The organism is Streptomyces coffeae, from assembly GCF_016741875.1.
GTDB classification, from domain to species: domain Bacteria; phylum Actinomycetota; class Actinomycetes; order Streptomycetales; family Streptomycetaceae; genus Streptomyces; species Streptomyces coffeae.
In genome coordinates this window covers 61,861-83,327 of sequence record NZ_JAERRF010000018.1, presented here as the reverse complement: position 1 = coordinate 83,327, position 21,467 = coordinate 61,861, and the positions used below count along the sequence as shown (strand labels likewise).

Annotated in this window: 16 protein-coding genes; 13 read left to right on the top strand and 3 right to left on the bottom strand. The window is 71.5% G+C overall.

Features of this window, described 5'->3' with window-relative positions:
• The first annotated feature begins 444 nt into the window (after positions 1-444).
• From JK363_RS27195 to JK363_RS27170, 6 genes are all read left to right on the top strand, one after another.
• Positions 445-2,658 carry a hypothetical protein gene (locus JK363_RS27195; RefSeq protein ID WP_201878097.1) on the top strand — a complete coding sequence of 738 codons (2,214 nt, stop codon included), beginning with the start codon at positions 445-447 and terminating at the stop codon, positions 2,656-2,658.
• Positions 2,658-3,623, top strand: a complete 966-nt coding sequence (locus JK363_RS27190) for an AAA family ATPase (RefSeq protein WP_201878095.1) — start codon at positions 2,658-2,660, stop codon at positions 3,621-3,623. Before JK363_RS27195 ends, JK363_RS27190 begins: the two co-directional genes overlap by 1 nt.
• The gene (locus tag JK363_RS44295; RefSeq protein ID WP_201878093.1) at positions 3,620-4,840 is read left to right on the top strand and encodes a DUF58 domain-containing protein; all 1,221 of its coding nucleotides are present in this window, start codon (positions 3,620-3,622) and stop codon (positions 4,838-4,840) included. Before JK363_RS27190 ends, JK363_RS44295 begins: the two co-directional genes overlap by 4 nt.
• The gene (locus tag JK363_RS27180) at positions 4,837-7,173 is read left to right on the top strand and encodes a transglutaminase TgpA family protein (RefSeq protein ID WP_236076149.1); all 2,337 of its coding nucleotides are present in this window, start codon (positions 4,837-4,839) and stop codon (positions 7,171-7,173) included. The genes JK363_RS44295 and JK363_RS27180 overlap by 4 nt, the downstream gene beginning before the upstream one ends.
• Entirely contained in the window at positions 7,166-11,530 is a 4,365-nt protein-coding gene (locus JK363_RS27175; protein WP_201878088.1) for a caspase, EACC1-associated type, read from the top strand. The genes JK363_RS27180 and JK363_RS27175 overlap by 8 nt, the downstream gene beginning before the upstream one ends.
• A gap of 88 nt (positions 11,531-11,618) precedes the next feature.
• Positions 11,619-12,095 carry an effector-associated constant component EACC1 gene (locus JK363_RS27170; RefSeq protein ID WP_201878080.1) on the top strand — a complete coding sequence of 159 codons (477 nt, stop codon included), beginning with the start codon at positions 11,619-11,621 and terminating at the stop codon, positions 12,093-12,095.
• Positions 12,096-12,226: 131 nt separating this feature from the next.
• Here the strand turns inward: JK363_RS27170 and JK363_RS27165 are convergent, their stop codons facing one another.
• A complete protein-coding gene (locus JK363_RS27165) occupies positions 12,227-12,775 on the bottom strand; it encodes a tellurite resistance TerB family protein (protein WP_201878078.1) in 549 nt (182 codons plus the stop codon).
• Positions 12,776-13,021: 246 nt separating this feature from the next.
• On the opposite strand from JK363_RS27165, the gene JK363_RS27160 reads away from it, so the two are divergent.
• The 5 genes from JK363_RS27160 (at position 13,022) to JK363_RS27140 (ending at position 17,920) form a co-directional block, all read left to right on the top strand.
• Positions 13,022-13,891, top strand: coding sequence for an LLM class F420-dependent oxidoreductase (locus JK363_RS27160; RefSeq protein WP_201878076.1), 870 nt, complete (start codon positions 13,022-13,024; stop codon positions 13,889-13,891).
• 229 nt (positions 13,892-14,120) lie between these two features.
• Entirely contained in the window at positions 14,121-15,116 is a 996-nt protein-coding gene (locus tag JK363_RS27155) for an alpha/beta fold hydrolase (RefSeq protein ID WP_201878075.1), read from the top strand.
• Between the two features lie 185 nt (positions 15,117-15,301).
• On the top strand, positions 15,302-15,814 hold the full coding sequence (locus JK363_RS27150) for a GNAT family N-acetyltransferase (protein WP_201878073.1): 513 nt from the start codon (positions 15,302-15,304) through the stop codon (positions 15,812-15,814).
• Positions 15,815-16,002: 188 nt separating this feature from the next.
• Positions 16,003-16,905: a DUF817 domain-containing protein gene (locus tag JK363_RS27145; protein WP_201878276.1), complete on the top strand. Its 903-nt coding sequence runs from the start codon at positions 16,003-16,005 to the stop codon at positions 16,903-16,905.
• 130 nt (positions 16,906-17,035) lie between these two features.
• Positions 17,036-17,920: an aminoglycoside phosphotransferase family protein gene (locus JK363_RS27140; RefSeq protein ID WP_236076135.1), complete on the top strand. Its 885-nt coding sequence runs from the start codon at positions 17,036-17,038 to the stop codon at positions 17,918-17,920.
• A 109-nt stretch (positions 17,921-18,029) separates the two neighbouring features.
• Here the strand turns inward: JK363_RS27140 and JK363_RS27135 are convergent, their stop codons facing one another.
• The gene (locus tag JK363_RS27135; RefSeq protein ID WP_201878068.1) at positions 18,030-18,521 is read right to left on the bottom strand and encodes an FBP domain-containing protein; all 492 of its coding nucleotides are present in this window, start codon (positions 18,519-18,521) and stop codon (positions 18,030-18,032) included.
• A gap of 70 nt (positions 18,522-18,591) precedes the next feature.
• On the opposite strand from JK363_RS27135, the gene JK363_RS27130 reads away from it, so the two are divergent.
• The gene (locus tag JK363_RS27130) at positions 18,592-19,161 is read left to right on the top strand and encodes a TetR/AcrR family transcriptional regulator (protein ID WP_201878066.1); all 570 of its coding nucleotides are present in this window, start codon (positions 18,592-18,594) and stop codon (positions 19,159-19,161) included.
• A 90-nt stretch (positions 19,162-19,251) separates the two neighbouring features.
• Positions 19,252-20,454: a GDSL-type esterase/lipase family protein gene (locus JK363_RS27125; protein ID WP_201878064.1), complete on the top strand. Its 1,203-nt coding sequence runs from the start codon at positions 19,252-19,254 to the stop codon at positions 20,452-20,454.
• Between the two features lie 26 nt (positions 20,455-20,480).
• Here JK363_RS27125 and JK363_RS27120 read toward each other — a convergent pair whose 3' ends face one another.
• Positions 20,481-21,419: a MerR family transcriptional regulator gene (locus JK363_RS27120; RefSeq protein ID WP_201878062.1), complete on the bottom strand. Its 939-nt coding sequence runs from the start codon at positions 21,417-21,419 to the stop codon at positions 20,481-20,483.
• Positions 21,420-21,467: the final 48 nt, after the last annotated feature.

The window sequence follows — 21,467 nt, the reverse complement described above, 5'->3', positions numbered from 1 at the left end:
CTCTCCGCGGCAAGCACAGCCCCCGGCAGGGCTTGCCGCGCAGCGTGCCGACGAACGGCCGGCCACTGCCTCCGTGGCCGCGTCGGCACAGGGGCCTTCCGGCTGACGCGGATGCCCGCCGTCGGCCGGAAGGCTCCGTCCTGACACCGTTCGAAAGTCTGTCCCGCAGTGCGTTTCCATGACGCATTGAACCCCGGCATGACTCGCCCCAACGGCTTGTTCCTTGCCGTCGATCGATGAGAGGGGCGGCTTCCACCTGCCCGAATCGCGTGGTGGTTTGGCGGCGAACCCTGTCGGGAAATCACGTTGCGACGCGCGGCCGTATGGGATCGGCGGTCGCGAGGGGGCAGGGGGACGCGGGTGAAAGTAGCCTTACGCATCCGGTATCGCCGTATTCATGCCGCTGTGGCGTGTTTCTGTGCCGCGGTCGTCTGGGTCACGCTGATGAACGCGGAACCGCGACGGCCCGCCCGGCTGGAACTCGACCCCGGCACGGCCTGGTTGGTGAGTACGAAGCCGGGACTGCTCACCGCCGTCAGCGGGGAAGCCGCCGCCCCGTCCGCCCAGGTGCCCGTACCGGACACCCGGGCGGCGCCGAGGATCGACACCCATGAGGGCCCCGGGTTCGTCGTGGTGGCCAACGCCTCGTCGAGCCCGAAGGACGGGGCGCGTGGCTTCGTGCTGGACACCACCCGGATGAAGGTCGTCGGTACGCGTCGGTTCGATGCGGAGGACGCGCGCATCGAGCTGTCGGGCCGTGCCGCCTACGAGGTGCATCCCTCCGCGGGCAAGGTGATCCCGGTCAGGCCCCCGGCACTCGGGATGTCCGGAAGGACGGTGGATTTCCACTCACCGATCAGCGCGGTGGTGCCCGACGGTACGGGAGGCTTATGGGTGCAACTGCTCGCCAGCGGCCGGACGGTACGCGTCCGGGGCGAGTCCGCGCGGACCGTCCTCCGGGGCGAGCCACGCCATGACGTGCTGCTCACCAGTGGGGACGGACGGGTGGTCGTCATCGACCGCACCGCCTCGACGCTCACCGTTCTGCACACCGCCGGGGGGCACCGGCAGCCCTCCGAGATGCAGCTTCCACTCGACACGGCCTCCCGGCAGCGCGTGGCTGCCGCGGCCGTCGGGCCACGGAACCGGCTTCACCTGGTCATCACGCCGTCCAACGACCTGCTGACCGTGGACCTCGGCACTGGACGGACGCTCGACCGCGCGAACCTCGTCGCCGGGGCACCGCACCAGTTCGGGACACCGGTGGAGGACCGCGGGCAGGTATGGGTGCCGGACCGGAGCACCGGCCGGATGCTGCGCTATGACCGCGCCACGCACAAGAGCCTGACTCCCGTCACGGTGTCCCACGGCCGTGCGCCGATGCTCCGGGTGTTCCGGCGCGGCGGCTTCGTCTGGGCCAACGACCCCCAGGGTCCGTCGGCGATGGTGGCCGGTGGGCGCGCACCCACCGTCTTCCGCAAGTATCCGCCGATGCGGCGCTCCGGCGGCCATCCGTCCCCCACACCCTCGACGCCCGCCGCCCCCGCACCCTCACCCGACCACGCCTCCAGCAGTCCTCGGCCCGAACGGTCGGCCAGGCCCACGCCCTCGGCCACCACCGGGCCGACGGCGAAGCCGAAGCCGTCGGACGCGACCTCACCCCCTCCCACCGATGGGGACGAGCAGACCTTCCCGTCCCTGCTCACCACCTACTCCGGCGGCAGCTGGGGCCGATTCTCACCCGACGGAAACGCACTGGCCGTGCTGGGAGGCGACCGCTCGACGATCACCTTGTGGTCGATGGAGAAGCCGTCGGAACATCGCCGTCTGAGCCGCTTCCAGCCGTTGGGAGCCTCCGAGACCCACGGCTTCGTCTTCCCCCGTGACCGGCGGAAGATGTTCGTCACCGGGAGCGGCGGAGTCGGCATCTACGACATCGGAGATCCGAAGAATCCACGGGAAGAACATCGCTGGCGCTATCTGGAAAACGTCCCGCCGTCCATGAACGTCCTGGCTGTCAATCCCGACGCGACCCTCATGGCCTATCCCTCCTATGTGCGCTTCGATCAGGCCAGCCAGCTGAAGATCGGTGACACGTCGGATCACTCCGACCTTCCTGAAATCGACTACGGGCGCAGCATCGGAGGAGAAGGCTCCTTCATCCACGGGGTCGAGTTCAGCCCGACCGCCCCGCTGCTGGCCGTACGGGTCTGGGACGTGTCCGGACAGGGCGTGAGGGTCCTGCACTTCCTCGACCTCACCGATCTCGCGCATGCGCAGTCCGTCTCCTGGACGGTGCGAACCGGAGCGCCGCCCCGGTTCACCGCCGACGGCCGTCTGATGGCCGGTCCGGGGACCACGACCGAGATCTCCCTGTGGGATGTCACCGACCCGGCACACCCGCGCGAACATCCCGTACGGAACACCGCCCGGACCGTCACCGCTACGGCGTTCAGCCCCGACGGCACGATGCTCGCCCTGGGCGACGGGAACGGCAAGGTGACGCTCTGGCAGGTCTCCGGAGACGGCTCGGTACGACGGCCCGTCACCTTGCCCGGCAGCCGTTCCGAGGACATCTCCGCACTCGACTTCAGCCCCGACGGCCACCTGCTCGCCGTCGGAAGCGATGACTCCGTACAACTGTGGAAGGTTGGCTGATGCAGCGCCCTGCCCAGGAGGACTTCGACGGCCTGCGGATCCGGTTCGACACGGTGGCGGAGGCCGTGGGCGAGGTGCTGCGCGGTAAGCGCGAGGCCATCCGCCTGGCGCTCATCTGTCTCATGGCGGAGGGCCACCTGCTCATCGAGGATGTGCCAGGGGTGGGCAAGACATCGTTGGCCAGGGCCCTGGCGGCGGCCTTCGGAGTGACCAGCGGCCGGATCCAGTTCACCCCCGATCTGCTGCCGTCGGACATCACCGGAGTACAGGTCCTGGAGCGGGGGGCATTCACCTTCCAGCCCGGCCCGGTCTTCGCCCACATCGTCATCTGCGACGAGGTCAACCGGGCCTCGCCCAAGGCACAGGCGGCACTGCTGGAGGTGATGGAGGAACGCCAGGTCTCGGTGGCCGGTGAAACCCGCCCCGTACCACGTCCGTTCATGGTGGTGGCCACCCAGAACCCCATCGACTTCGAAGGGACCTACCCCCTCCCCGAGGCACAGCTCGACCGCTTTCTGATGCGCGTCAGCATCGGACCCCCCGACGCCCGGGTCGAGAGCGAGATCCTGGCCCGGGAGGCCACCACACTGAGCCCCGAGGCCACCATCGGCACCGTGCTGGACCGGGAGTCCCTGCGCGGCATGATCGAGACCGCACGGCGGGTCAGGGTCGACGGCTCGGTCAACGACTACATCGCCGCCCTGCTCCAGGAGACACGGTCGCCCGCACACCGCGAGGAGATCAGGCTCGGCGCCAGCACCCGCGCCGGACTCGCCCTGCTGCGTGCCGCGCGGGTGTCCGCCGCGGCCGAGGGCCTTCAGGGTGTCCTCCCGGACCAGGTCCGCGCACTCGCCGTACCGGTCCTGGCCCACCGTCTGGTGCTGACCGAGCGCGCCGTCTGGGACCAGGTCACCTCCGAGGACGTCATCCGCCGGATCCTCAGCCGGGTACCGGTGCCGCGGTGATCACGCGTACCGGTGCCGCGGTGCTGGCGGGTTCGCTGGTCCTGGCGCTCCTGGCATGGACCTTCGCCTCCACCGCGCTCGCCGCCCTCGCCGGATGCGGGGCGCTCGCCGTGGCGGCCGGACGGCTGGTGCTCCACACCACACCCCGGATCGCCACCGCCCCGCGGACACCCACCCGCCAGATCCCCCGTGGCGAGCCCCTGACGGCGACCATCCCCGTGCCCGCGGTGCGCCGCCGGTGGCTGCCGCGGCCCACCGTGCTGGTCACCTGCTCACGGCAGCCCGCCCTCGGAGCGCCGGACGGCCGGGCGGACACGGTCGTGGCCGGCACGGTGGCGGACAGCGCGGAAGGCGCCGAGTACCACCTGCCGCTGCCCACCGACCGCCATGGACCCCTGGTCGTCGGACCGACCCTGGTGCGCCGGTCCGACCCGCTCTTCCTGTTCCGTTCCGACACCGCCGTCGGCACACCCCTGACCGTTCAGGTGCTGCCCCGTGTGCTGCGGGTACCGGCGGCGCCGTCCCGTGACGTCACCGGTCGGGACGGTGCCGCCAGGCGCCCCGGCCCGCTCGGCGCCTGGGAGTTGCACTCCCTCCACGCGTACCGCCCCGGCGACGACGTACGCCGTATCCACTGGCCGAGCAGCGCTCGCGGTGACACACCGCTGGTACGGCGCGACCTTCAGCCCGACGAACACCTCCGTCACCTGTGGCTGGACACCCACCCCGACGCGTACTCCACCGGCGCCGACTTCGAGGAGGCGGTGGACACCACCGCCAGTCTCGCTGTCGACGCGCTCCGCCGTGGGCTGGCGGTGCGCTTGTGGACCAGCGCGGGGCGCTTTGTGCACGGGGATTCCCCACCGGGCGGTGTGACGCAGGTGCTGCGCTTTCTCACCGCCGTCGTGCCCACGGCCTCCGTCGGCCCGCCGGGGGCCGGACGCCCCGGCCGGCTGCGCTCGGGTGGCCCCTCGGTGGAATCGCTCACCGTGGTCACCGGTGACGCCCCGGCGGTGTCCCTGCCGTCGCTGTCCGCCCGGCGCGGGCGGCTCCTGGTCCTCCGGCTGGGCACCGCCCGGCGTACGCCGGGTCGTTCGCCGGGACGCCGTACGACGGGCGTGGCCGACCGGGGCACGGTGCGGTACGCGGCCGACGCGGAACAGGCCCTGGCGCTCTGGAGCGCCGCGTTCGGAAGCGGGGTCGGCCGGTGGCGATGACTCCCTCCCCGTACACCTCCGCCCGCCTTCCCGTGACCGCCACCGCCCCGGCGTCGGCCGTTCTCGCCGCCGCGGTGGCGGGAAGCGCGTTCCACCCCGTCTTCGGCTACCGGCCCCTGCTGTTGCCGGTGGCGGTCGCCGCGATCCTCCCCGTGCTCCTCGCCACCGTGTGCGCCCGCCGGGCCCGGCCCCTCCCGCCCGAACTCGCCTTGTGCGCAAGCGTTGTGCTGTGGCTGGCCGCCTGCGCGATCACGGTGTACGACGTGCGCACACCCGGGGACATCGGCACCGGTCTGCGACGTGTGGCGGAAGAAACGCCGAGCGGGTGGGGGCGGCTGCTGGATGCACCACTGCCCGCTCCGGCCGAAGCGCCCCTGGTGGCCGTGGTGTTCACCCTGACCTGGGCCGCGGCCGCCGCCGGAGCCGAACTCGCGCTGCGCACCCGTGGCCGCGCCCGGTGCCTGGCTCCCGCGCTGGCGCTCTTCGTGGCCGCCACCGCGACCACCATCGGCGGGCCGGGAACGACTCTTCCCCAAGCGGTGGCCATGGCGGTCGTCTCCGGGGCCGTACTGGCCGTCGGACACCAGCCGGAAGTGCGGCTCGGGAGTTCGCCGGACCGTGCCACAGGCCCGGCCACCACGCGCCGCCGCCCCGCCCCCGTGGCCCGCGCCCTGCTGTGGCCGTCGCTGATCGCCGCGCTGGCCGTGCCGTCGGCCGCGGCCCTGCCCTGGACACCGGGCGGCGCCCCATACAACCCGCGCGAACACCGCACCGAGCGCACCGCCCCGGTCCATCTCACCCATCCGCTCGAACAGTTCTCCGGCTGGCGTTCCTCGCCCCGCCAGGTGCTGTTCACCGTGCGCGGCAGTGCCGTCGGACGCTGGCGGCTGACCGCGCTCACCGCCTACGACGGTGCCCAGTGGAAGCCCTCGGGGCTGTTCACCCGCCACCTGGGCACGGATCTGAAGCCGGGCACCGAAACCGGACGGCCCACCCACTCCGAGGTCACCGTGAAAGGACTCACCGGGCGGTTGCTCCCCGTGCCGGAAACCCCGCTGCGCGCCGGGGCACCGGTGGCGGTGAACGCCGAGGACGGCGCCGTCCTGGCCGATGACCCACTGGCCCGCGGCGTCCGGTACCGCGTCACCAGTGTCACTCCCCACCATCCCGCACCCCTGGACGCCGCCCGGTTGCGAGCGGCACCCGGCGCTGCCACCACCCTCGCGGTGCCGAGCGAGGCCCCGAAGGCGCTGACCGTCCTCGCCCACCGCGCCCGCGTTGCCTCCCGTTCCCCGTACGGACGCGCCACCGCACTGGCCGCCATGCTGCGCAAGGAGTACACATGCCTGCCCAAGGCGCCGGGGAACCAGTCCCTCGGCGCCCTCGACCGCTTCCTCACCGAACGCCAGGGCGCGCCCGTGGACTTCGCCTCGGCGTTCGCCCTGGCCGCGCGGGTAACCGGACTGCCCACCCGGATCGTGGTCGGCTTCCAGGTCACCCGGCGCGGCTCCGGCGACCTCCGCGTGACCGGGGCCGATGCCCGGGTGTGGAACGAGATCGCGCTCGCCGGGGCGGGCTGGGTGCCCGTGGATCCGGTGCCGCCACCCGGGCGGGAGCGGCACACCCCACCGTCCGCCGAACCCACCCCCGCTCCTTCGCCCTCGGCCGAACCCCGGCCCTCGCACCACCCCACGCCCGCACCGCCCGCCCGCGGCGCCGCCCCACGCCCCTCGGTCGGCCCGGCCACCGACATGGACTGGGTGCTGGTCGCACTCTGGGGCGTGAGCATCGCCGCCGTGGCGGCACTGCTGCTGCGCGGGTGGCTGCTGCTGATACGCCCGTGGCTGCGGATCCGGCGCGGCAGAACCGCCCCTGTCCCGGCGCGGCGCGCCACAGCCGCCTGGCAGGCGGTTGTTGAACAGGCCACGGTGGCGGACACCTCCGACCCGCCGCCGTCCGCCACGTACCACGACATCGCCACCCACCTCGCGGCGACCGGAGGCCCCGGCACCCGCGCCGCGGCCGCGCCGCTGGCACTGCTGGCCGCACGGGCCCGGTTCTGCGAACCCACCGCGGAGGAGGCGGCCCGCGAACCGGCGTGGCGTCCGATGCCCGCACAGGACGCCGACCGTGCCTGGCTGCACAGCGATGTCATCAGGGCGGAGCTGAAAGCACATCAGGGGTGGCGGGCGCGCGGCTGGGCCCGGCTGCTGCTCCCGCGGCGCATACGCCGACTGTCAACCGGCCACTCCTCCGGGCGAGATGGCAGCGGCTCTCTCCGGCGAGACGGCGGCGGCTCTTCCCGGCGGGGCGATGGGAGCGGCGATGACTGACCTCGCACTGGGACTCGCCGGGCCCGGCGCTCGCGCCCTCCTCATCGGCACCGGGACGGTCGCCGACCCCGCGGTGCTGCCGCCCGTTCCGGCCGTCCACCGGACGCTCGTCGATCTGCGCGCCATCCTGCTGCGGCGCACCGGGCTCAGCGAGGACCGGATCCGGGTGCTGGAGGACCCCGAGGACGCGCGGACCATCGGACAGGCCGTCACCGAGGCCGCGAAGGCCGCCTCGGACACCCTGCTGCTGTACTACGTGGGCCACGGACTGGTGGGAGCCGCGAACGAACTGCGCCTGTGCACCCGGGAGACCACCGGCGACGCCGACACCGACCCCTTCACCACCGCGTCCTTCCGGGACCTTGCCGCACTCATACGCCGCCACCGGCCCACCCGGTTCGTCATCGTCCTGGACTGCTGCCACGCCGAGCGCGCGGGCGACGAATCGCTCACCGCCTTCCGCCACCACTACCTGCTGGCCGCGGCCGCCCGCGACCAGCGGGCACTGGCACCGGTCGGGGACGTGCACACCGCGTTCACCGGTGAGCTGATCCGGCTGCTCCACAGCGGCGATCCGCACGGCCCGGAGGTGTTCACCCTCGAGGAGCTGAGACGGGCGCTGGCGGACCGCGATCTGAGCCCGAGGGCCCGGCACGACGCGCCCACCGCCTGGTTCGGCTTCGCCCGCAACCCGGCGGCCCGCGCCGAACCGGCCGCGGAGCCGACGGGCCACGACACCGGGGTGTGCCCCTATCCGGGCCTGTCCGCCTACGACGAGACCACCCAACACTGGTTCCGCGGCCGGGACCGGCTCACCGGCAAGCTGGTCCGCGAGGTCACCCGCGCCGACGGCCCCGGTGAGCCCGTGGTGCTGCTCGGCGCGTCGGGATCGGGGAAGAGCTCACTGATCCGCGCCGGACTGCTGACAGAGCTGAGACGGAGCGCCATCGGCAACTCCCCGGACACTCCCGGCCATTGGCGGCCGCTGGTGTGCACACCGACCGCGGCACCGCTGCGCGCGCTCGCCGAAACCCTGTCCGGGCCCGCGCGGCTGCCGGTCCCCGCGGTCGAACGCACCCTCGCGCACGACGCCGCGGAGCTCGTACGGCGGTTGGCCCGGCCCGAAGCCCCCGTGCTCCTGGCGGTGGACCAGTTCGAGGAGGTCTTCTCCCTGTGCGAGGACGAGACCGACCGCGCGGCCTTCATCCGTGCGATCGCCGCCCTCGCCACCACCGGCGCCACACCCTCGGCCCCGGTACGGGTGGTCCTGGCCGTCGCCGCCCCCTACTACGCCTCCTGTGCCGAGTGGCCGGAGCTGGCCCATGCGCTGTCCGGGCGGCAGATCCTCGTCACACCACTGAGCGCCGAGGAGGTACGGGAGGCCATCACCGAACCCGCCCGCCAGGAACACCTGAGGGTCCAGGAGGGGCTGGTCGAGCTGATTCTCACCGACCTCGGTTACCCCCGCGCGGCCACGCCCGTCCCCGAACCGGGTTCGCCACCCCACCCGTTCACCCTCGCCCACTTCGCCCAAGCCCTCACCGCCACCTGGCGGCGGCGCGAGCGCGGGGTGCTGACCGTCCGCGGATACCAGGAGTGCGGCGGACTGTCCGGCGCCATCGCCCAGGCCGCCGACAGCGTGTACCAGGACCTCGGCTCCGACAACCAGCAACTGGCGCGCATCCTGCTGCTGCGCATGGTGCGGCCCGGCAGACCGCTGGAAGGTGTCCCACCCGCCCGACGGCCGGTCGACCGCGCCGAGCTGGTACGCGAACTCGGTGGCGGACGGGCGGACGCACTGCTGGGCCGATTCCTCGCCAAGGGCCTTGTCGTCGAGCGGGAGGGGGCCGTGCAACCCGCACATGACGCGGTCCTCCACGCCTGGCCCCGGATGCGGGCCTGGCTCGCCGCGGATCCGGTGTGGCGGCTGCACCACGAGCAGCTGACCGCCGCGGCCAGGGCCTGGACCGACTCCCAGGGCGATGAGGCCGACCTCTACCGTGGACACACCCTGGCCAGGGCGCTGGAACAGGTCGAGGGACGGCCCCGGCTGGAAGTCGGTGAGGACGTCTGGCAGTTCCTCAACGCCTCCGTGGCCAGGCAGCGTTCAGCCGCCCGGCGCTCTCGCCGCCGTCGCCGGACGCTGCTCGTCCTGGCCATCACCACCGCCCTGTGCGTCATCGCGGCCGTCGCCGCGCTCTGGACCGCACGTGACGCGCACCGCGCCGGCTCCGCGGCCGAGGACGCCGACACCTCCCGGCGGCTCGCCGCCGCCTCCCGCTCGGTGGCACCTACCGATCCGCCACTGGCCGGACGGTTGGCGGTGGCCGCGTACCGCAGCGCCCCCACCGACGAGGCATGGGCCGCCATGATCGCCGCCGCTGGGGGCTGGTCGAACGCCTCGGACAGCGGGGACGACGGTGGCCGGATCCCCGGCGGCGTCTCCGTCGAGTTCTCGCCCCACCACGATCTGCTGGCCATCAACGACGGTCAGGGGCTGTGCCTGTGGGACACCGCCGCCCGGCGCCTGCTGGGTGCACTGGGCACACCCGGGATCGGGCCCGCCGTCAAGGACATGGCGTTCAGTCCTGACGGGCGACGCATCGCGTTGCTGCTGCCAGACGGCACCGTGCAAATCTGGCACACCGACAAGCCATCGGGACCACCGGTGGACCAGATCGTGATGCCGGGGCCGACCCAATCGGGGGCCTCATGGGTGTCCTTCGGTCCTGGCGGGCGGACCGTCGCCGTCGCCATGGTGACGGGCGGAGACGCGAACCGGGCCACGGGTATCACCTGGGTCACACCGCTGCCCGGGAAGAGCGAACCGCGACGCCTCGACCATGTGCGGGCGCGCTACACCGCCGGTGGCAGGTTGCTGATCGGGCTGGAGGACGGCGGACGGCTACGGGTCACCCGCGTGTCCGCCACCGGAGCCACCCGGCACACGGAACGGCTGCCCCGCCGCCCCTCCCCGTACCGGGGCACACCCGCTGTCGCGGCACAGGGCGGCACGCTGGCTGTCGCCTACGACGACGGCCTGGTGGAAGTACACGACATCACCGAGGGCGGCCGCGTCCGGCCGCGCACACGGCTCCGGACGAACGTGAGCGCGCTGGCACTGTCCCCGGACGGAAGGCTGCTCGCCGTGCAGGAGAACGATGGCCCGCTCACCCTCTGGGACGTCACGACAGGTGACGACCCCGTACCCCTGACCTCCCGGCCCGGCGTTCGCAGTACCGACGAGCGCGGCCTCGCCTTCAGCCGGGACGGAGGGCTGCTGGCCGCCATCACGAAGGGCGGGACCGCGCTGGGTGACATACGGTCCGCTCGGCAACCGGCGGTACTCGCCGACATACCGGTGCCGGACGGAGGACCCACGGCGGTGGCACTCTCCGCGGACGGACGTGTCACCGCCATCGGCACCCGGCACGGCACCGTCGCTCTGCGGTCCGTCGACGGCCGGTCGCCACGCGCGCCAACCGGGCTGGCCGACCCCACCGGACACCCCGTGGTGGACCTCGCCTTCGCGGCTGACCGGCGCACCCTGATGGTCACCCGGGGGAGCGGTGTCGAACTGTGGGACAGCACCCGCCCCTCCGCCCGGCGCCCCCTCGCGGTACTGCCCGGCGCCCGTGCGGCCGTTGCCGTGAACGCCCCCGTACTGCTCACCCGTGCCCCCGGCGGCGTCGCCCGGCTGTGGCGTATCACCCGTCCCGAACGGCCGGACCACCAGAGCGACTTGGACGAGTCATCCGGCACCGAGGAGGCCGTCGCACTCACACCGGACGGCCGCACCGCCTACACCGGCGCGTGGTGGAACGTCCGTCGCGCCGATCGGCCCCACGTGATGAGTGGGCCGGGCAGTCGGCACGGGGAGGTCGATCCGTCCCTCCCCACCGGTGCCATGCACCGGGTGAGCCTGGCCCCGCACACCGGTCTGCTGGCCGAAGCGCGGAGCCCGTACGCACGCACCTGGACCGATGAACCCGGCCGAACGCTGGAGCAGGTGGCCCATCCCGGGACCGTCCTCACCGGTCTCGCGGTGTCCCCCGACGGTCGGCTCGCGGCCACCGGAGACGATGAGGGCGGAGTGCGGCTGCACTCAGGATCCGCCACCGCCGGATGGCATCCGCTGGCGGACTTCCGCCTACGCGGAGCCCCGATCTCGGCCCTGGCGGTCGGCCGTGGCGGCGTGGTGGCGGTCGCCTCCGAGGACGGACGGGTGCGTGTCTCGGATGTGTCACCCGGCGCACTGCAAAAGCGGCTGTGCAGGGGGACGTTGCCGGTGGACTCCGCGGCTGCCTGGACCGCCCACGCGTCAGGAGACCTACTGCCCGAGGACTGCGGCGCATGACATCTGACTGCATGACCCCTGACTGGGGCTCATGACCACCGTGGGACGACGTTCGCACCCAGAAATCGCACACAGAACAGGAGACTCCGTGGCGCTGCACATCAGCATCGAGGACGGAAGCCGGAGCACCGAACCGGACGACTGGCGCGGGCTGGCGGACCGACTGCGCGATGAACCCGATCTGGGGCCGGTGCGTGAACTGCGCTCACCCGTCGGGCAGGGCGAGCTGGGCGCGGACCTCCTCGGTGTCCTCGTCGAGGTCGGCGTGGCGGCGGTCGCCACCCTGGGAGTGGTCCTGGAAGCCTGGCTCCGGCAGCGCGGTGGCAGCTTCAAGGTCACCTGGGAGCGCGAGGACAGCGACACGCGCGTCCACATCACCCTGGAGGGAACCAACGCCCACGGTGCGGCAACGGCCCGCGCCTTGCTGGACGACCTCAACCAGGCGGTGGCCCAGGCGGAGCCGACCGGAGAGCGGTCGGACGCACACGGCCAACGCGACGGCCACGACGGACAGGACGGCCACGACGGACAGTCGGACGATCCTCCGGCCGCGGCCGTCGGCTGAGCGGGGGCCATGACCCACGCCGGGCAGCCGCCGAGCCCTGCCCTCGCGGAGGGCAGGGCTCCGAGAAGTGCGCCGCGATCCGAAGGCGTCGCCGCGGGCGCGACCGGGACCGGCGGTGCCCGGACCGTGTGTCAGATGCCGAACTCCGCCGAGGACAGCCCGAGCGTGCCGCACACCTCCCGCAGGACCTGCTCCTCGGCCGGCGACACATAGCCGTCGGCACCGGCGACCACAATGCCGGTCTGGACCACGGCTCTGGCTTCGGCGGGCTTCTTGGCCGCCTTGGCCACCTCCTGGAGCGCCTCCGCCTTGCCCCGGGCGAAGTCGGCCGTCATCACGTCGACGTGCTTGTTGAACCGGGTGCGCAGCTGATCCGGCGGAAAGTTCTGGAGAACGTCGTTGGACAGGATCAGCGACTCGACATGCTGCCGCTCGGCGGGGTCGACATGTCCGTCGGCCGCTGCCACCAGGGCGCACACGGCCATGCTGGCGTCCCGGTAGGCACCGCTCTTCAGCTCGGTCTTGAGCGAAGTGAGCTGTGTCTTGAGCACACCGACGAGCTGGGCCTTGGACCCGCCGCCCGAGCGTGGGCGCCCGTGTCCTCCGGAGCCACCTGTGCCATGCCCCCGCTGCTGCTGGAGGGCCTTGGCCTGGTCCTTGATCCGATCCCACATCGCCACTGCTGCCACCTCGGCTTTGCCGTGTCGTTCGTCACCGGACACGTGCCGTCACGTGTCATCCCGGCAACGTACATGACCGCCTCCGAGTTCCGCCGTGCGCGGAGGAGCGGCCCGCACTCCTGCCGGAGGCGCTCGCCGAGCGGGCCGTCCGGGTGACACGACCCCACCGACCACCGCGCGGAACTCCGTCGCGTGGTCGCCCGCCGCCACCGACGCTACGGTCGTCTCGAGGTCGGGAGGTGGCAGATGCAGGTGGGACTGCATGCGCTGGGCGTCGGGAACGGCGCCCGGCCGCAGATCATCCGCGCGGTGGCGGAAGCCGCCGAAGCACGCGGCTTCGCGACCCTGTGGGCAGGTGAACACGTGGTCATGGTCGACGAGCCGACCTCCCGCTATCCCTACTCCGCCGATGGCCGGATCGCCGTCCCCGCCGACGCGGACTGGCTGGACCCGTTGCTCGCGCTGACGTTCGCCGCGGCGGTGACCACCCGGATCCGCTTGGCCACGGGCGTCCTGCTGCTCCCCGAGCACAACCCGATCGTGGTGGCCAAGCAGGCCGCGACACTGGATGTGCTCTCCGGCGGGCGGCTCACGCTGGGAATCGGCGTCGGCTGGTCATCCGAGGAGTTCGCCGCGCTCGGCGTCCCCTTCGCTCACCGCGGCCGCCGCACCGCGGAGTACACCGCCGCGATGCGCACGCTCTGGTCCCACGATGTGGCCTCGTTCGAGGGGGAGTTCACACGCTTCGACGCGATCCGGGTCAACCCCAAACCGGTGCGCGATCGGCAGATCCCGGTAGTGGTGGGCGGTAACAGCGATGCGGCACTGCGCCGGGCCGCCGCCTTCGGAAACGGCTGGTACGGATTCAACCTCCCCGCGGACCTCGTCACCGAGCGCGTCCGCGCCCTCAGGGAGCACTGCGCGAGCCACCACCGCCCGGCGACGGAGCTCACCATCGCCGTCGCGCCGCTCGACGGCGGCCCGGACCTGCTGCCCGACCTGGCAGCAGCCGGGGTGACCGAACTGGTGGTGATCGGAGCGCCACCCGCGACACCGGACGCGGCCACCGCGTGGGTCGCCGACCTCGCCCACCACTGGATCACACCGGGCCCATGACAAGGACCACGGTGGCATGGGAGGTCACGACCGGCTACACCGCCTCACCGACGAGCCACTGCGGCTGACGGCTGCCGCCGCCGTTGCGTTTGCCGGATCGGCAACTGACATCGCCGACGCCGTGCCGACTGCCGCATGATCGGAGCTGGTGCGGCCACGGCGAGTTGCATGAACGCCACTTCTCGCGTCCGTGGCCACCGACCATCCGCACAGGGCCCGGGAGGAATTCATGTCGCATCCGTCCACCGCCGATGTCATCCATCGCCTGGTGCCCTCACCGGTGGGGCGGATCCACCTGGTGGAGCGGGGCAGTGGGCCGCTGGTGCTACTGGTGCACGGGTTTCCGGAGTCCTGGTACTCGTGGCGCCACCAGTTGCCCGCCCTTGCCGAGGCGGGCTGTCGAGCGGTGGCGGTCGACGTCCGCGGCTACGGGCGCTCGTCCAGGCCCGGGGCGGTGGACGCATACCGGATGCTCGAGCTGGTCGAGGACCAAGTGGCGGTGGTGGACGCGCTGGGGGAGGAGAGCGCTGTGATCGTCGGGCACGACTGGGGCGCGTCGATCGCCGCGACCTGCGCGCTGGCCCGGCCCGATGTGTTCCGCGCGGTCGGGCTGCTGAGCGTGCCGTACGCACCGCGCGGTGGGCCCAGGCCCAGCGAGGTCTTCGCTCGGATGGGCGGTCCGGAGGGCGGTCCGGAGGAGTTCTACATCTCCTACTTCCAGCGGGCGGGACGCGCCGAGGCGGAGATCGAGCCCGACGTACGCGGCTGGCTCGCGGGCTTCTACGCCGCCTTCTCAGGCGACACGATGCCCGCACCTGGCAGGCCGGACCCGCACTTCACCGGCCCCGGCGGAACACTGCGCGAACGGTTTCCCGACGGTCGTCTGCCGTCCTGGCTCGGTGAACCCGCACTCGACGTCTACGCCGGGGAGTTCGAGCGGACCGGGATGAGTGGGGCGCTGAACCGCTACCGGAACATGGACCGGGACTGGGAGGAGCTGGCCGCGTTCGACGGCGCCCCCATCACCCAGCCGTCGCTGTTCATCGGTGGGGCCCTGGACGCTTCCACCACATGGCTGGCCGATGCGATCAGCGAATTCCCCCGTACCCTGCCCGGCCTGGTGGCCTCGCACATCCTCGACGGCTGCGGCCACTGGATCCAGCAGGAACGCCCCGAGGAGGTCAATCGCTTGCTGACCGGGTGGCTCGGTTCCCTGCCCTCCTGACTGATCAAAAGGCTTTGCCCGGGGTTCGGCGACGTTGCTAACGTCGCGTCTGCGCGAGAGGCGTGCGATCAGCGGGACGAGGGGGTTGATGAATATGGCCGCGGTAGGTGCTCGTCGGCATGCCCTTGTCCGGCTCGCGCGTTGGCGAAGCGCGGTCCGGTCATTCCCACCATCAGGAGTGACACGTGACGTCCTCATCCTCATCAACGCACGTCGATCTGACCACCGACCGTCTCGTTCTGCGGCCCTGGACCACGGCCGAGGCCACCGCGGTCCTCGCCGACACCAGGTCGGCGCACTGGGCTGACGACTTCCCCGCCGACGGCGACCGCGTCATCGCGGGCCTCTTCGACGACCACCCGGCCTGGCTCGGCGCACACGGCCACCGCCTGGTGGTGGAACGGGACAGCGGTCTGGTGGTGGGGTCGATCGGCCTGTTCTGGCCGCCCAATGACGGCACCCTCGAAATCGGGTACGGCATCGTCGAGTCCCGCCGCGGTCGGGGCTATGCCTCCGAAGCCACCCGGGCCCTGACGGAGTTCGCCCTCACCGCCCCGGGTGTCCGGACCGTGTTCGCGAACGTGGAGCCGGCCAACCCGGCCTCCGTCCGGGTGCTGGAGAAGGCGGGTTTCCAGTGCTGGGCCACGGAGGAGGACGTGGTCCGCTTCCGGTTCACGGGACCTGACCCGCGCGGGTGATAAACACCAGTGGGGTCGGCGGTCTCCCGCCGACCCCACCGTGCCCGCCTGTGGAAGACCTCGTGGCCGGGGAGGCCGGCTCGGCCGACCGATGTGCGGATCCGGTGAGGGGCGACTTTCGCCACACGTTCGGTACAAGTTCATCGGTGCGGCCAACCAAGCAGCACCCCTGCGGCGTCCTCCTGGTCATGTGCAAGATCCTGGGCCCGATACGCCAGCTGATCCGCTTCACCGTGTTGCAGGCGCGCTGCTGTGCGTTCGCGGTGGCGCTGCTGGGCGGCATCGCCCTCTCCCGTGTGCTGCCGGACCTGCCGATCGCGCGGTACGACCTGGTACTCGTCTATGGGGTGCTACTCACCTTCGTCGCGCGCCGGGTGGGATGGGAGAGCGGGCGGGACACGCTGCTGATCGCCGTGTGTCATGTCATCGGCCTGCTCTTCGAGCTGGTGAAGGTGCACCTGGGGTCCTGGAGCTACCCGGAGGACGCCGTGACGAAGATTGCCGGTGTACCGCTGTACGGCGGGTTCATGTACGCGGCCGTCGCCGGCTATGTCTGCCGCGCCTGGGACCTGTTCCAGCTGCGCTTCACCGGCTACCTCGCCACCGCGACCACCGTGGTCGCGGCAGCCGTCTACCTCAACTTCTTCACCCACCACTGGCTACCGGACGCTCGATGGCTCCTGGCCGCGGTGATGCTGGCCGTCACCGCCCGGGCCTCGGTCGGCTTCACCGTCGGCGAGCGCCGCTACCGTATGCCCCTTGCGCTTTCCTTCGTGCTGATCGGCTTCTTCCTGTGGGTGGCGGAGAACGTGGCCACCTACGTCGGGGCGTGGAGTTACCCCGATCAGATGGGCGGTTGGCAACCGGTGGCACTCAGCAAATTCGGGGCCTGGGCCCTGTTGATCAGCGTCACATTCGTACTGACGGAACGCGTCAAGTCCGCCGAACGCCGCACGGTGAGCGAGGGACGCCCCTCCCGTACCTCGGCCACCGTGCCGGACGGCGGAAAACAGGATGTGGGCCGCTGTCTTGCGGTCGGTCCCGGCGAGGGCATGGACCGGCCTGCCCGCAGCCCGGCGAAAAGGAGTTGACGGGGTATGTCCTGACGCGTTCGTATGGGCGCTGGTCGACAGCCGTGGTTTCCATCTTCCACATGACCGCCGACCACCTCCCCATGGTGGAACCGCCTCCCCTCAGAAGGTGCTCATGTGTGCTGGGAAGATGCATGCCGGAGAGCCGGACATCGACGCCTCTCTGGTGAACCGGGCGATTGCCGCGCAGTTCCCGCAGTGGGCGGGTCTTCCCGTCGAGCCGGTTGGTTCTGTCGGCACCTCCAATGCCATGTACCGGCTCGGCGCGGACATGGTCGTGCGATTCCCTCGAACCGCGGGGGTCGCCAACGATGTCGACAAGGAGCACGCGTGGCTGCCACGGCTCGCTCCCTCGCTTCCGGTGGCGGTTCCCGTGCCACTGGTCAAGGGAAAGCCGACTGAGGGCTACCCCTGGCCCTGGTCGGTCTACCACTGGTTGGACGGCGAGAACCCGGCCCCCGGGCATCTTGCTGACCCCGGCTTGTTGGCGAAGGACCTCGCTGAATTCGTCACCGCGCTGCACGGGATCGACCCCGCGAGCGGGCCTCTGTCCTACCGCGGTGAGCCCTTGGAGGCGCGGGACGCCTCCACACGCTCCGCGATCGCGGAACTGCGCGGCATCGTCGATGCCGAAGCGGCGACCGCCGTATGGGACGCCGCCCTGAAAGCACCTGTGTGGGCGGGCTCGCCGGTGTGGATCCACGCGGATCTGCAACCGGGCAATCTGCTGGTGGCCCAGGGGCGGCTCAGTGCCGTTATCGACTTCGGATGCATGGGACTCGGCGACCCCGCCGTCGACCTGATCGTCGCGTGGTACGTACTGCCGGCGTGCGTGCGCGACGCCTTCAGGGATGCCGTGGGGGCTGACGACGCCACCTGGGCACGAGGTCGCGGCTGGGCGCTGTCGATCGCGCTCCCCGAATTGACGTACTACAGGGACACCAATCCCGTCATGGCGGCGATCGCACGACACGTCATCCACGAACTCCTCGCTGATCCCGGGCGCGCGGTGTAAGGCGGCGCGGTGTAAGGCGGATCCCTCCGGACACCCATGCTCAAGCGAGTTGCTTGTGCATCAGGACAGCGAGCCGGACGCCGGCCGGCAGCGGGGGCACCGAACGGCCTCAGGCGGTCACCTTCGCGAAGAACGCGGCGATGTTCGCCACCGTCCGCTCGATCTTCTCCTCCAGGCTGAGCGATTCCTGTGGTCGCGCAGCGACACCCGCGTCCTTCTTCCCCCGCACATACAGTGAGCAGGCGAGGTCGCCGCATAGGTAGGTGCCGACCGAGTTGCCCTGCTGCCTGGCCTTCCCCGCCTTCGGCGCGACCATCAGGGACACACCGCCGGTGTGGGAGGTCAGGCATATCGAGCACATGCCGCGCCGCCTGTGCCATGAGGCGGGGGCGGGGGAGCGCAGCGTGATGGCCCTGGGATGGCCGTCCAGCACGGTGACCAGATAGGCGCGGTCATGGGCCTGAGCATCACGCCAGCCGAGGAAGTCCAGGTCGTCCCAGGGCCGGTCGGCCAGGTCACGGGGGACGGAGAGGCGCTTCGCCTCGCCTTTGGTGCAGTTCACGAACGCGGCACGGATCTCTTGCTCAGTCAGCGACTCCATAACATCAGGCTATTTTGCCTAAAGGTGTTAGGCAAATGCATAATCAGTTCTGTCGAACGAAGGGAAGGGCATGGCATACGCAGGACTGACCACCGAACGCCTGACCCGGGCCGGGGCGGAGCTGGCCGACGAGGTCGGCTTCGACCAGGTGACCGTGTCGGAGCTGGCCAGACGGTTCGACGTCAAGGTCGCGAGTCTCTACTCGCATGTGAAGAACTCCCAGGACCTCAAGACCAGGATCGCCCTCCTCGCACTGGAGGAACTCGCCGACCGGGCCGCCGACGCCCTGGCCGGACGGGCCGCCAAGGACGCCCTCACCGCGTTGGCGAACGTCTACCGCGACTACGCCCGGGAGCATCCCGGCCGCTACGCCGCGGCCCAGCTCAGGCTCGACCCGGAGGTGGCGGTCGCCAGCGCCGGTGTGCGACACGCACAGATGACGCGCGCGATCCTGCGTGGCTACGACCTGACGGAGCCGGACCAGACGCATGCGGTCCGGCTGCTGGGCAGCGTCTTCCACGGCTACGTCAGCCTGGAGATGGGCGGAGGGTTCAGCCACAGCGCCCCGGACACTCAGGAAACCTGGTCACGGATCCTGGAGGCTCTCGACGCCCTGCTGCGGAACTGGCCCGAGCGCTGAGCAACGCGACGCATCGGCCCTCCGCGTGTTGGCGCATTGGCGCATTGGCGCGTCAGGTCACACCCCTCACATCGATCAACAGGCTGGACGATGCACACCACCGAGCATGACTGGATCACCACGCCCCTCACCGCGGACCTCCTGCGCGGCGCCCTCGAGCTGGAACACACCGAACACGGCGTGCTGCCGCACCGGCTGCCCGCCCGGGCCCGCGCCCAGTACGCCGACGCCCAACTGGCCATGGCGGAGGCCCAGCCCTCCGGCGTACGGCTGGTCTTCCGGACCCGGGCCACCGCCGTCGAACTGGACACGCTGCCCACCAAACGCGTCTACGTGGGCGCCACGCCCCGCCCGGACGGTGTGTACGACCTGCTCGTCGATGGCCGACTGACCGCCCGGGCGAGCGTGACCGGCGGCAACACCCTGACCCTCGACATGGCCACCGGAACCGCCACCCACCAGCCCGGCGCGAGCGGCACCCTCCGTTTCACCGGCCTGCCCGACGGCGTCAAGAACGTCGAGATCTGGCTGCCGCACAACGAGACCACCGAACTCCTCGCCCTGCGCAGCGACGCCCCCATCGAGCCCGTACCGGACTCGGGCCGCAAGGTGTGGCTGCACCACGGCAGTTCGATCAGCCACGGCTCCGACGCCGCAAGCCCCACCACCACCTGGCCCGCACTCGCCGCCTCCCTCGGCGGTGCGGAACTGATCAACCTGAGCCTGAGCGGCAGCGCTCTGCTCGACCCGTTCACCGCCCGCACGCTGCGCGACACCCCCGCCGACCTGATCAGCATCAAGATCGGTATCAACCTGGTCAACACCGACCTGATGCGCCTGCGTGCCTTCACCCCCGCCGTCCACGGTTTCCTCGACACCATCCGTGAAGGCCACCCCACCACACCTCTGCTCGTCGTCTCACCGATCCTGTGCCCCATTCACGAGAACACCCCCGGCCCCAGCACCCCGGACTTCAGCGCGCTCAGCACCGGACAACTGCGGTTCCGGGCCGCGGGCGATCCAGCGGAGCGCACGAGCGGAAAGCTGACCCTGGAGGTGATCCGGGACGAGCTGGTCCGGATCGTGAAGCAGCGGGCAGCCGACGACCCCAACCTCCACTACCTCGACGGCCGTGAGCTCTACGGTCAGGCCGACTTCGCCGAACTGCCACTGCCCGACCAGCTCCACCCCGACGCCGCCACCCACCGGCGGATGGGCGAACGCTTCGCTGAGCTGGCCTTCACCGTCGGCGGGCCTTTCACCGGCCGCGGCGCCTGTCAGGGCACCGTGTGAGCGAAGCCGTGTGGCGATCATGTCCGTCAGGCGACCGTCCGCATCCGCAGTGCCGTCATGGACCAGACGATCACCGGGGCCAGAGGCTCCGGTGGCGGCCAGCCGTTGATCAGTGCGAGCAGCTGGAAGTACCGGTCCCGGCGGGGGTCGTTCGCCGCCCGCAGTCGATGGAGCAGCCGCTGCTTCAGTGCGGCGTCGTCGGGGCGGCCATCGGCGAGCGCACACCGCGCGGTGAGGTCCGCGACCACGGGATCCGCCTGTGGCGATTCAGGGGAGATGCCCGACGCCACCGCCGCTCTCACAAGATCGCGGGCGATGGCCACCACGTCCGGCCGCGGCGGCCTGCGGCAGTCGTCGAGCGAGTCCGCCGCGCGGTCTTCGGCCAGGCGCCGCACACTGCTGCGGAAATCCGGGTCCAGCGACAGTTCCGCCAGCTCCACCCATGCCGTGATCTGGTCCTCCGTAGGGCTGTCCGGTAGCTCGGGGATCATCGAGCGGCGGACCGCCGCATGGCCGCAGACGTCATCGACACCGTTGAAGACGGTGTCCAGGAAGTCGTCGATCAGACGTCGCCGTTCGGCTTCGGACAGTGTGGCCAGCTGATGCATGAGTTCCATCTCCTCGGGGCCGGGTCCGCGCTCGGCCACGGCCATCAGCACCGCCCGCCGCAGACGCAGCACCCGGATCTGTACGTCCAGCGCGGCCGCGTGCTCCGCGGCCACGTCGCCGAGCGTGAGGTGCCGGTCCACGACCCGCTGGATGGTGTCGAGGCCGAGCCCCAGTTGGCGCAGCGTCCGTACGAGAGCCAGACGGGCGACGGCGTCAGGGCCGTAGCGTCGATATCCGGCGGCGGTGCGTTCCGCCGGCACCACGATGCCGCGATCGGAGTAGAACCGGATCGTCTTGACCGTCAGCCCGGTGCGCCGGGCCAGGTCACCGATCGAGTAGAGGGTGCCGCTTTCCATGACCCCATCCTGATGTCTCCTCCTACGGGAGACTCAAGCCCCCGGTGC

Excerpts from the sequence above, each read along its gene's own strand:
- JK363_RS27195 (WP_201878097.1), top strand. The coding sequence starts at position 445 with ATGAACGCGGAACCGCGACGGCCCGCCCGGCTGGAACTCGACCCCGGC.
- JK363_RS27190 (WP_201878095.1), top strand. The coding sequence starts at position 2,658 with ATGCAGCGCCCTGCCCAGGAGGACTTCGACGGCCTGCGGATCCGGTTC.
- JK363_RS27180 (WP_236076149.1), top strand. The coding sequence starts at position 4,837 with ATGACTCCCTCCCCGTACACCTCCGCCCGCCTTCCCGTGACCGCCACC.
- JK363_RS27175 (WP_201878088.1), top strand. The coding sequence starts at position 7,166 with ATGACTGACCTCGCACTGGGACTCGCCGGGCCCGGCGCTCGCGCCCTC.
- JK363_RS27160 (WP_201878076.1), top strand. The coding sequence starts at position 13,022 with ATGCAGGTGGGACTGCATGCGCTGGGCGTCGGGAACGGCGCCCGGCCG.
- JK363_RS27155 (WP_201878075.1), top strand. The coding sequence starts at position 14,121 with ATGTCGCATCCGTCCACCGCCGATGTCATCCATCGCCTGGTGCCCTCA.
- JK363_RS27145 (WP_201878276.1), top strand. The coding sequence starts at position 16,003 with ATGTGCAAGATCCTGGGCCCGATACGCCAGCTGATCCGCTTCACCGTG.
- JK363_RS27140 (WP_236076135.1), top strand. The coding sequence starts at position 17,036 with ATGCATGCCGGAGAGCCGGACATCGACGCCTCTCTGGTGAACCGGGCG.
- JK363_RS27135 (WP_201878068.1), bottom strand. The coding sequence starts at position 18,521 with ATGGAGTCGCTGACTGAGCAAGAGATCCGTGCCGCGTTCGTGAACTGC.
- JK363_RS27130 (WP_201878066.1), top strand. The coding sequence starts at position 18,592 with ATGGCATACGCAGGACTGACCACCGAACGCCTGACCCGGGCCGGGGCG.
- JK363_RS27125 (WP_201878064.1), top strand. The coding sequence starts at position 19,252 with ATGCACACCACCGAGCATGACTGGATCACCACGCCCCTCACCGCGGAC.
- JK363_RS27120 (WP_201878062.1), bottom strand. The coding sequence starts at position 21,419 with ATGGAAAGCGGCACCCTCTACTCGATCGGTGACCTGGCCCGGCGCACC.